The sequence below is a fragment of the Nocardia testacea NBRC 100365 genome, assembly GCF_000308775.1.
GTDB classification, from domain to species: Bacteria; Actinomycetota; Actinomycetes; order Mycobacteriales; family Mycobacteriaceae; genus Nocardia; species Nocardia testacea.
Window position 1 is genome coordinate 1 of record NZ_BAGJ01000163.1, and the last position, 12643, is coordinate 12643.

Below are 12643 nucleotides of genomic sequence, written 5' to 3' on the forward strand. Positions count from 1 at the left end.
AGACCTCGACCCGACCACCGGCAAACGACTGCACCGCCGGACGCGGCCGATCCGAGGGCAGATCCAACTGATCCGGAATACCCGCCAGCGTCGACCGCCAGAATCCGACCTGCTGCGCAGCAATCGACTCCGGATCGGCCTCATCACCCAACAGCTCCCGCTGCCAGATGCTGTAATCCGCGTACTGCACCGGCAACGGCGCCCAATCCGGCACCGCACCCGCGATCCGCGCGACATAAGCGGTCATCAGATCACGGATCAGCGGTCCCACCGACGAGCCGTCACCGGAAATATGGTGAACCACCATCGCCAGCACGAACTCGCCGGTTTCCCCGGCGACGTCCGACCGTCCCACCTCGAACAAAGCCAACCGCAACGGCACCTCGGCCGTCACATCGAAGCCCGCCGACGCCAACTCCGACACCGCCGACACCACATCCCCGGCAGCCACCGACCGCACCCGGAACTCCGGCACCGCATCCACAACCGGAAGCACCACCTGCACCGGACCCGAATCCGTCTCCGGATACACCGTCCGCAACACCTCGTGCCGGCCCACCACATCGGCCACCGCCGCACGCAACGCCGCCACATCCAGATCACCGGACAACCGCACAGCCATCGGAATGTTGTAAGCCGCCGACCGACCATCGAACCGGTTCAAGAACCACATACGCTGCTGCGCCAACGACAACGGCACCCGCTCGGGCCGCTCCCGCGGCGCCAGCACCGGCAGATCACCCCGGCCGGTGGCGGTCTCGGCGGCAGCGGCCAACGCGGCGACGGTGGACGCTTCGAACAGCATCCGCACCGGCACGGTGGTGTCCAGGGCGGCCCCGAGACGGGCCGCGACCTGGGTCGCGATCAGCGAGTTACCACCGAGCGCGAAGAAATCATCGTCGGCACCGACCCGCTCGATGCCCAGGACTTCGGCGAAGACACCCGCCACGATCTCCTCGATCGGAGTCGACGGGGCACGGAACCGACGGGCCTCGAACACCGGTTCCGGCAGCGCCTTACGGTCCAGCTTGCCCACCGGGGTCAGCGGGATCTCGTCCAGGACCATCACTACCGACGGCACCATATGCGCCGGCAACCGCTCCGCGACGAACTCGGTCACCGCGGCGGTATCGACACTGCGCCCCGGCACCGCCAGCACATACGACACCAGGATCGTCGCACCGGCATCGGTGTCGTGGCCGACGGTGATCGCGAATTCCACGTCCGGATGGGCACCCAGAGCCGTATCGATCTCGCCCAGTTCCACCCGGAAACCGCGAACCTTGACCTGGAAATCCGACCGGCCCACATAGTCCAGTTCCCAGTTCACCGCCGGCAACGCCTCGTTACCGGCCCGCGCACCGGGTGTGGCGTACCAGCGCACCACGTCACCGGTGCGATACATCCGCGAACCCTCGAAACCGTACGGGTTGGCGACGAACCGATCCGCGGATAACCCCGGTCGATTCAGATAACCACGCGCCAATCCACCACCGGCCAGATACAGCTCACCCGCTACACCCGGCGGCACCGGCCGCAACCGCGCGTCCAACACCAGCGCCGCCATACCGTGCACCGGCTTGCCGATGGTGACGTGGTCACCGGCGAAAAGCCGCGCATATGACGAGATGATGGTCGTCTCGGTCGGTCCGTACCCGTTGAAGTACGTGCGCCCCGGCTCCCATTTGGCCAGCAGTTCGGGGGTGGTCACATCGCCACCGACCGACACCATTTCCAGCGCGTCCAGACCGGTCGGATCCACGGTGCCCAGCACCGCGGGAGTGATCACCGCATGGGTCACCGCTTCCGCGCGCAGGAGTTCGGCGAGTTCCGGGCCACCGATGATCTCGCCCGGCACCACGACCAGCGTCGCACCCACATACGCGGCGCAGACCCATTCCAGCACCGACGGATCGAAACTCGGCGAACAGATGTGCAGGAACCGATGCCGGGACTCGAGCCGGTACAGATCGGCCGCCACATCGACCAGGCCACCGAGACCGGAATGGGTCACCGTCACGCCCTTGGGCAGACCGGTCGACCCCGAGGTGTAGATGACATACGCCGGATGCGCCATCGCCAACGGCGCGATCCGATCGGCATCGGTCACCGCGGCGTCCGATTCGGCATCGATTCGCGCCTGCAGTTCCGGATCGTCGAGCAGCAGCCACTGCACATCGCCGGGCAACCGGTCCACATGTTCGCTACTGGTAAGGCCCAGCACAGCCCCGGAATCGGAGAGCATATGCCGCACCCGGTCGAGCGGATACTTCGGATCTACCGGAAGATGCGCGCCACCGGCCTTGGCCACCGCCCAGAAAGCCAGCACGACCTCGTAGGACCGCGGCAACGCCGAGGCCACGATCCGCTCCGGACCCACCCCGCGTTCGATGAGCACCCGCGCCAACCGCGACGACTGGGCGTCCAGCTCCCGATAGGTCACCGAACGGCCGCGGTAACGCACCGCCACACCGTCCGGATTCACCCGCGCACCATGGGTGAGGATGTCCGGCAGCAGCCCGGTTGCCATGACATCGTCACCGTGCACATGGGTCAACAGCCCGAATTCGGAACCGTCGAGGATCGGCAGGTCACCGATCGGCGCCTGCGGATCGCGCACGACCGCCGACAACAAACGCAGGAACCGGCCGGCGAAGACTTCGACGGTGTCGTCGTCGAACATGTCACGGGCATAGAGGAACGCGGCCGCGAGACCCGAATCGGAATCGGTGATACGCAGCGACAGATCGAACTTCGCCGGATCGATATCGAAATCGACAGCGCCGACCCGCAGTCCGGGCAGTTCGAAATCGGCCGGCGGCAGGTTCTCGAACGACAACGCCACCTGGAACAACGGATGCCGGGCGGTGGAACGCTCGACGTCGACCAGTTCGACCAGTCGCTCGAACGGGATATCGGCATGCGCGAACGCCTGCAGATCCGCCTCCCGCGTCGCCGCCAGGAACTCCGCGAAACTCGCCTCACCCCGCACATGCGACCGCAACACCAACGTATTGACGAACATCCCGACCACATCGTCGAGCTCGGCCTCACCACGACCCGCGATCGGCGTACCCACCGCCACATCATCGGTAGCCGACAACCGCGCCAGCAGCAACGCCAGCACCGCATGCACCACCATGAACACCGTCGCGTTGTGCTCGGCCGCCAACCGCGACACCGCCCGATGCAACTCCGCGTCGATCTGGAACGGCACAGTGCCACCGACGACCGACCGCACCGTCGGACGCGGCCGGTCACCAGGCAGGTTCAACTCGTCCGGCAACCCGGCCAGCGCTTCGCGCCAATAGGCGGCCTGGGCACTGACCAGGCTCGCCGGATCATCCTCCGAACCCAGAACTTCACGCTGCCACAGGCTGTAATCGGCGTACTGCACCGCAGGCGGCGACCACACCGGCGCCGAACCGGCGGCGCGCGAGGCATAAGCGGCCACCAGATCCCGGGTCAGCGGCCCCATCGACCAGCCGTCGGCACTGATGTGGTGCATCACGAACACCAGCACGTATTCATCGCCGCCCGGGTGGAACAGTGCCACCCGCAACGGCACCTCCGCCGACACGTCGAAGCCGGCCGACATCACCTCGACGGCCCGCGCCCGCAACTCGTCGGCGGGCACCGTAACCGCAGCGAGGTCCGGCACCGCCTCGCCGACGGGCAGCACCAGTTGGTACGGCCGGCCGTCCTGCGCCGGATAAACCGTCCGCAGCGTCTCGTGCCGGCCCACCACATCGGCGACCGCCTGCTTCAGCGCGGCGATATCGAGATCACCGGTCAGCCGGACGGCGACCGGAAGGTTGTAGGCGGCCGAATCCGTGTCGAACTGGTTCAGGAACCACATCCGCTGCTGCGCCAGCGACAACGGCACCCGCTCCGGCCGCTCCCGCGCCGCCAGAACCGGCAGATCCCCACGCCCCGTCGCCGATTCCGCGGCAGCGGCCAACGCGGCGACGGTTGACGCCTCGAACAGCGTCCGCACCGGCACGGTGGTGTCCAGCGCCGCACCCAGGCGTGCCGCGACCTGGGTCGCGATCAGCGAGTTACCACCCAGTGCGAAGAAATCATCGTCGGCACCGACGCGGTCGACACCGAGCACATCGGCGAACACACCCGCCACGATCTCCTCGATCGGAGTCGAGGGCGCACGGAACTCCCGGGTCTCGAACACCGGCGCCGGCAATGCCTTACGATCCAGCTTCCCGGAAGTGTTCAACGGGAACGCGGCCAGCCCCATGACCACGGCCGGAATCATGTAGACCGGCAAGACGCCGCGCAGCGCGTCCAGCAGCACTGCCGATTCGATCTGCGCGCCCGGCGCCGGCACCGCATAGGCGACCAACTGCTCACCCAGATCCGAGGCCGCGACCGTCACCACGGCCTGACTCACCTGAGGCTGCGCCAGCAACGCCGACTCGATCTCACCCAGCTCGATCCGCTGACCACGGAACTTCACCTGGAAATCGGTCCGACCCAAATACTCGAGCACCGGCCGGCCATCCACCCGCTGCCACCGCACCAGGTCACCGGTCCGATACATCCGCTGCCCCGTATCGAACGGACTCGCCACGAACCGATCCGCCGACAGATCCGGACGGGTCACATAACCACGCGCCAGCTGATCACCCGCAAGATACAACTCACCCGTCACACCAGCAGGAACCGGCCGCAACCGCGAATCCAGCACATAGACACGCGAATTCCACTGCGGGACACCGATCGGCACACTCCCCGACTCACCGCCGGTGGCCTGCCAATAGGTGATCGACACCGCGGCCTCGGTCGGACCATACAAGTTATGCACCGCGGCGTCGGAGATCGCGTGCATCGCGGCCACCGTCTCCGGCGGCAACGCCTCACCGATCACGAACACATGCTCGAGCGAGGGAATCGAACCCGCCGCAGTATGGGCAGCGAACACACCCAACATCGACGGCACGAAATCCGTCACCGTCACTTCTTGCTCGGCGATGGTCCGCGCCAAATACTCGGGATCACGATGACCGTCGGGAGTCGCGACCACCAAATGCGCACCCGCCGCCAAGGGCAGGAAATAACCCCACAACGACACGTCGAACGTCGTCGCGGTCTTCTGCAAATACACATCGTCGGCACCCATCGGGTACTGCGACAGCATCCACGCGACCTGATTCACGATCGCCGAATGCGAAACCGCCACACCCTTCGGCCGACCCGTCGAACCGGAAGTGAAGATCACATACGCCGTATTCGACGACCGCACCGGCGCCAACCGATCCACATCGGTCACGGCCCCATCGGCGTACCCGGACACATCCAAGGCGTCCAACTCGAGCACCGGCACACCCGTCCCCTCGGGTACCGCACCGGCATCAGAGGTGGAGGTCAACACACACAACGGTGCCGCGGTATCGAGAATATAACCGATCCGCTCCGCCGGATGCGCCGGATCCAACGGCACATACGCACCACCCGCCGCGACCACCGCATACATCCCGACAACCAGATCCACCGAACGGGAGACCAAGAGCCCCACCAGCGTCTCCGGGCCCACCCCTTGGGCGATCAGATGCCGCGCCAGCCGATTCACCCGGCCCGCGAACTCGCCATAGGACAGACTCGTCCCCTCGAACGAGATCGCCACTCGTTCCGGATGCGCCGCGGCAGCAGCCTCGAACCGATCCAGCAGCAGCCCTTCCGGCAGCGCGTGCTCGGTGGCATTCCATTCCGCCAGCACCTGGTCGCGCTCGACCGGCGCCAGGATCTCCAGATCACCGACAGCGGTCTCCGGCGCCTCGACGATCTCACGCAGCAACCGCACGAACCGGTCCACGAAGCCCTGGACGGTGGCGTGGTCGAACAGCGCGGTGGCATAGGTCAGATACCCGGCCAGGCCCTCCGGGTCGCCGGTGAGGTCATAGGAGTCGTTGACGATCAGGTTCAGGTCGAACTGCGAGATCTCGGTATCGATATCGACACCCGACACCCTCAGGCCCGGCAGCTCCAGACTCGACTCCCCCAGATTCTGGAAGGTCAGCCCCACCTGGAACAAGGGGTGCCGCGCGGTCGAACGTGCCGGATTCAGCACCTCCACCAAACGCTCGAACGGCACATCGGCATGCGCATAGGCGGCGATATCGATCTCGCGCTGGCGCGCCAGCAGATCCGCGAACGACTCACCACGATCCAACTGCGTCCGGAACACCAGAGTGTTCACGAACATACCGATCAGATCATCCAGCGCCTGCTCACCACGACCGGCCACCGGCGTACCGATCGTGATGTCATCGACACCCGACAGCCGCGACAACAACACCGCCAACGCCGAATGCACCACCATGAACAAGGTCGCGTTCTGCTGCCGAGCAACCCGCTGCAAACCCGCATGGGTCTGCGCGTCGATCGCGACCTCGACCCGGCCACCGGCAAACGACTGCACCGCCGGACGCGGCCGATCCGAGGGCAGATCCAACTGATCCGGAATACCCGCCAGCGTCGACCGCCAGAATCCGACCTGCTGCGCAGCAATCGACTCCGGATCGGCCTCATCACCCAACAGCTCCCGCTGCCAGATGCTGTAATCCGCGTACTGCACCGGCAACGGCGCCCAATCCGGCACCGCGCCCACGGAACGAGCCGCGTAGGCGGTCATCACATCCCGAGTCAGCGGCGCCACCGAGGCGCCGTCGGCCGCGATATGGTGCACCACCATCGCGAGCACGAATTCGCCTGCCGCACCGTATTTTTCGTCGGTATCACCCGCGTCCCGCACACGCAACAGCTCGACCCGCAGCGGTACCTCGGCAGCCACATCGAAACCGGCGGATGCCAATTCCGCCACCGCCGGCACGATGTCCTCGGCGGCCACCGAACGCACCCGCAGACGCGGTGCGGCGTCCCCGGCCGGCAACACCACCTGCACCGGACCCGATTCGGTCTCCGGATACACCGTCCGCAGCACCTCGTGCCGGGCGACCACATCGGCGACCGCCGCACTCAGGGCTTCCACATCCAGATCACCGGACAGGCGGAGCGCCAGCGGCAGGTTGTAGGCGGCCGACCCTCCGTCGAAACGGTTGAGGAACCACATGCGCTGCTGCGCCGGCGACAGCGGCACCCCCGCCGCTGTCCCACCCGGGACCGAAACCCGGGGCGGGCGCGGGCGCCGCACCAAGGCGGGGCGCCCGCCGGCGCCGGCGAGCTGTTCGACCCGCACGGCCAGAGCGGCCACGGTCGGCGCCTCGAACAGGGCACGCACCGGCACCGTGGAATCGAGCGCGGCACCGAGCCGCGCCGCGGCCTGGGTCGCGATCAGCGAGTTACCGCCGAGTGCGAAGAAGTCGTCATCGGCGCCGATCCGTTCGATACCGAGGATGTCGGCGAACACACCCGCCACGATCTCCTCGATCGGAGTCGAGGGCGCACGGAACTCCCGGGTCTCGAACACCGGCGCCGGCAAGGCCTTACGATCCAGCTTCCCGGAAGTGTTCAACGGGAACGCGTCCAGCCCCATGACCACCGCGGGAACCATGTACACCGGCAGTACCCCACGCAGGGACTCCAGGAGCGCAGCCGATTCGATCTGCTCGCCGGGTGCCGGCACCGCATAGGCGACCAACTGCTCACCCAGATCCGAGGCCGCGACCGTCACCACGGCCTGACTCACCTGAGGCTGCGCCAGCAGAGCCGACTCGATCTCACCCAGCTCGATCCGCTGACCACGGAACTTCACCTGGAAATCGGTACGACCCAAATACTCGAGAACGGGCTGCGAACCGGAGTCGCCCTCGGCGCGACGCCACCGCACCAGGTCACCGGTCCGATACATCCGCTGCCCCGTATCGAAGGGGCTCGCCACGAACCGATCCGCCGACAGATCCGGACGGGTCACATACCCCCGCGCCAGCTGATCACCCGCAAGATACAACTCACCCGTCACACCAGCAGGAACCGGCCGCAACCTGCTGTCGAGCACATACACACGGCTGTTCCACTCCGGCACACCGATCGGCACACTGCCCGACTCACCACCCGTGGCCTGCCAATACGTGATCGACACCGCGGCCTCGGTCGGACCATACAAGTTATGCACAGCCGCACCAGAAATCGCGTGCATCGCCGTCACCGTCTCCGGCGGCAACGCCTCACCGATCACGAACACATGCTCGAGCGACGGAATCGAACCCGCCGCAGTATGGGCAGCGAACACACCCAACATCGACGGCACGAAATCCGTCACCGTCACCTCTTGCTCGGCAATGGTCCGCGCCAGATACTCGGTATCCCGATGACCATCCGGGGACGCGACCACCAACCGCGCGCCCGCCGCCAAAGGCAGGAAATAACCCCACAGAGAAACGTCGAACGTCGTCGCGGTCTTCTGCAGATAGACATCCGACGCATCCATCGGATACTGCGACAGCATCCACGCGACCTGATTCACGATCGCCGAATGCGAAACCGCCACACCCTTCGGCCGGCCCGTCGAACCCGACGTGAAAATCACATACGCCAGGTTCGATTCACGCAGCGGCTCGCGCCGATCAGCGTCCGACAGAGCCGTATCCGCGTAACCGGCCAGGTCGACCTCGTCGACCACCACCACCGGACGCTGCGTGTCGAACGCGTCCGCGCTGCTGGTCAGCACGCACAACGGCGCGGCGGTATCGAGCACATAGTCGATCCGCTCGGCCGGATGGTCGAGATCCAGCGGCACATACGCGCCACCCGCGGCGACGACCGCGTGGATGGCCACCACCAACTCGACCGACCGGCGCATCGCGATCGCGACCGGTATTTCCGGGCCCACCCCCGCCTCGACCAGATGGCGCGCCAGCCGGTTGACCCGACCGGTGAATTCGGCATAGGTGAGCGCCCGGCCCTCGGCGGCAACGGCGATAGCGTCGGGCGTACGCGCCGCCTGCTCGGCGAGCAGGACCGGCAGGGTGACGCTCGGTACCGCCCGCGCCGTATCGTTCCACTCCCCCAGCATTCGGGAGCGTTCGGGCGCGGTGGTGAGTTCCAGCTCCCACACCGGCGTATCGGTACCGGCCGCGAGGAAGCGGTCGAAGAATTCCAGGAAACGCGTGTGGTGCCCGCCGGCCTCGGCGGTCGTGTACAGGTTGGGGTTGTACTCGAAGTCCAGATGCAGGGCGGCGCCACGCATCGACTGATAGAGGTTGACGCTGAGATCGCCGATGATGCCCGTCGTCAGCACCTGCATGGTGCCGACCATCTCACCGAGAACGATCTCGTCGTCGAACAGCATGATGTTGACCAGCGGACCGAACGATGTCGTGGTCACGCCGGCGTCCCGGCGGATGTCCTCGCTCCGGTAGCGCTGGTGGCGCAGCGCCCCGGCCACCTCTACCTGGACCTGCCGCAGCAACTCCGCGACCGTGGTATCGGTCCCGACGCGCAGCCGCAGGGGCACGATATTCGACAGCACACCGGCCGAACGGCGCATGGCCGCCGTGACCCGCGCGGTGACGGGCAGGCTCAACACCACCTCGCGGGTGTCGGTGCACTGGGCCAGGTAGGCCGCGAAGGCGGCCAGAGCTTCCTGGGCCGAGGTGGAATCGCGCCGGGCCACGGCCGCGTCCAGCGCAGCCTTCCGGTCATCGACAAGCGCCGCGCGGTGTACTCCCTTGCGGGCGGCCGGCGGAGCCGTCCGGGCGGTGAGACCGGTACCCGCCTCGGGGTCCGGGACGCGTTCGGCCCAGTACGCTTTGTCCGATTCGAACCGTGTACTGCCGCGATAGGCGATTTCCTGCTCGTACAGCGTGGTCAGCGGCACAGCCTTGGACGGTGACTGTTCGGACCCGGTGGACAGGGCAGTGTAGTACTCGGCGATCCGATTCATGGTGGTCATCGCGCCGAAACCGTCGATCGCGATGTGGTGGACGCGCGAGTACCAGTACCAGTGTTCTTCGCCCAACTGCAGGGCGAAGGAAACGGACAGACGGTCCTTGGTCAGCTCCAGGGGACGGCTGTACTCGTCGTGCATCCACTCCTGGGCGGCGGCGACCGGATCGTCGGCATCACGCAGATCGACATAGCCGACCCTGTCGTAGTCGGCAATCGAATGGTCGACCCACTGCAGCGGCTCCCCGTTGCGCTCGACGATGCGCAGGAAGGAGGAGCCCACCTCATGGGAGGCGGCCAGGACGGCCCGGGTCAGGGTGTCGACGTCGAGATCACCGTGCAGTTCGACGTAATGTGCGATATTGATCGGAACCTGTGGGTCCAAGTGCTGCGCATACCAGATGCCCAGCTGCGCGGGCGACAGGGGGAACAGGCTCCCGTCCGTGGCTGCTGCGCCACTGTCCGTACCGTTCCCGCCGTTGTCCAGCCGGTCCAACCGTAACCTCGCTTCCGGAACGCACGCGTGCGCTTCCCGTCAACACCCGGATTGCGACGCGCACCGCCGACAGCGCGGCAACCGCGGTTCCAGGCCCACTTCTCGTTTGCTCAGGCAGAAATGTCCATCGGAGTTATCCGTTTGTGAAGCCGGAGCCGTTACATCGGGTGCCCCGTACCACCCGGCACACCCGGTGCCCCATGCCACCGTGCCATCGCACCCGGGCGTCGACTCCTGACCACCGATCCAATCTACCGAAGCACAGCCGTGTCACCAACCGGGTTCGGCGACGGTGCCACCGGTCAGCGGGCGGTTTCCGGGCGACCCCGGGCAGTCCGGCCCTCCCGCCCTCATCAGCCCAGGTGACTGCGGTCACGCATCGGGTCGTAGAGGTGCGATTGCGCACAATCGATACCGGTCTCCAGCGCCCGTCCCACCAGGATCACCGCCGCCCGGGAAAGACCCGCCGCCTCGGCCCGATCCGCGATATCGGCCAATGTGCCGCGCAGCACGATCTGGTCCGGCCGGCTCGCGCGATAGACCACCGCGGCCGGGCAGTCCGGCCCGTACTCCGCGACGAGCTCCAGCGCGAGCTGCCGGATACGGGTGATCGCCAGGTGCAGTACCAGCGTGGCCCGGGTGCGCGCGAACCCGGCCAGTGCCTCGGTCTGCGGCATCGCGGTCGACCGCGCCTGCGTCCGGGTGAGCACCACCGACTGCGCGACCTCGGGGACGGTCAGCTCCGTACCCAGCGACGCCGCCGCGGCGGCGTAGGCCGGCACGCCCGGGGTGATATCCCACGGCACGCCGGCGATATCGAGCCGGCGCGTCTGTTCGGTCAGGGCGGAGTAGAGAGACGGATCACCCGAGCACAACCGCGCCACCTCGCGGCCGGCCGCTGTGGCGCGCACCATATGCGCCGTGATCTCGTCCAGGTCGAGCCGCTGGGTATCGATGAGTTCGGTGGCCGGCGCGCAATGAGCGAGCACCTCGGGATCCAGATAGGTGCCCGGGTACAGGCAGACCGGACAGCGCCGCAGCAACTCCACCGCGCGCACCGTCAGCAGATCCGCGGCGCCCGGCCCGGCCCCGATCGAAGTGCACAGTCATGGGTGGAGTGTAGGCGCCGGACATTCCCGGTCCGGCCGCCACGTGCCCGGCCCGGCGGATGCGGTCGCGACCACCGGTACGCCGGATCTCCACCGGCGCGGCGCGCCCGATCCGCACCCCGCGCGGCCCGCCGGTCGCGTACACACCGCGACCCCGCGCGCGTGGCCACCGGGATGCCGGCGGGCCGCAGCCGGGGCGAGGCGCCCGGTCAGCTCCCCACGGCGTCGAAGAACGCGATGATCTTGGTCGGCTGTACCCGGACCAGGAGTTCGCCCGGCACCCCGTTACGCCGTCCGAATTCGTCGGCGCGGGCCGTACCCATATAGCGGCCGCCGATCGCGGTCGCCGACCTCAGCAACTCGGCCGGATCCTCGGACAGGGTGACCGTGCCCTGGATCTGCACCGCCGCGTAGGGCGGTTCCTCGAGGTCAACCACCATCGCGATCCGGGGGTCGCGCTGCAACGCTTTCCCCTTCGCGGTCTCCTTACCGGTGTTGAAGACGATCTCGTCGCCGTCGAGCAGGAACCACACCGGCGTCACCAGCGGACGCCCGTCGCTCGCGGTGAACGCCACTTTGGCGGTTCGGGTTCCGTAACTGAGGAATTCACGCACCTTGGGGTCGGAAAGTGAGGCCATAGGGTCAAGCCTAGGGCGGCCGGGGCCGTTTACCTCGCCTACGGCCCCGCGGGTCGGACCCCTCCTGAACCCGGGGCCGCCCGCCGCCGATGCGTCGGGCCGGCCTCGCCCCGAGTATGCCTGTCCGACGAGGACAGCGGTCGGTGCGAGCGTGCGCCTCTACCTGCGGGGTCACGGCGCCATCGAACTCGACAGCCGCCGGCACTCCGCACGTTCGACCGCAGGCAGGCCACCGCTGTCACACCGGTAGGGCCCGCGTCGTCGATGCAGTGTGCGCCGGGGATCCACCGGCAGGAGAGAAGAGGTTCGTCATGGACATCGCCTATTACGTCGTCACCGCGCTGACCGCCCTGTGGGTCGGATTCTCGGGTTACTCGCTGTTCGCGAAGAAGCAGTTCGTGGTCGAATCGCTCGAACAGTACGGCGTGCCGCGGTCGTGGTGGAACCGGCTGGCGCTGGCCAAGAGCGCCGGAGCGCTGGGACTGCTCGCCGGTTTCGTTGTCCCCGTGCTCGGCGTGGCCGCGGCCACCGGTCTGATCATC

Annotated in this window: 3 protein-coding genes and 1 pseudogene; 1 reads left to right on the forward strand and 3 read right to left on the reverse strand. The window is 67.3% G+C overall.

Annotated features, from left to right (window positions below):
* The 3 genes and pseudogenes from ON38_RS21855 to ON38_RS21865 form a co-directional block, all read right to left on the reverse strand.
* Positions 1-10354: non-ribosomal peptide synthetase (locus ON38_RS21855; RefSeq protein ID WP_051165054.1), on the reverse strand; the 10354-nt coding region annotated here is incomplete at its 3' end.
* Between the two features lie 353 nt (positions 10355-10707).
* A pseudogene (gene cobM, locus ON38_RS21860) lies at positions 10708-11464 on the reverse strand (precorrin-4 C(11)-methyltransferase).
* 208 nt (positions 11465-11672) lie between these two features.
* Positions 11673-12101, reverse strand: a complete 429-nt coding sequence (locus tag ON38_RS21865; protein ID WP_039826800.1) for a PPOX class F420-dependent oxidoreductase — start codon at positions 12099-12101, stop codon at positions 11673-11675.
* Between the two features lie 311 nt (positions 12102-12412).
* On the opposite strand from ON38_RS21865, the gene ON38_RS21870 reads away from it, so the two are divergent.
* A partial coding sequence (locus ON38_RS21870; RefSeq protein WP_039826801.1) for a DoxX family protein occupies positions 12413-12643 on the forward strand: 231 nt, incomplete at its 3' end.

Coding starts and splice junctions, on each gene's coding strand:
- ON38_RS21865 (WP_039826800.1), bottom strand. CDS start 12,101: ATGGCCTCACTTTCCGACCCCAAGGTGCGTGAATTCCTCAGTTACGGA.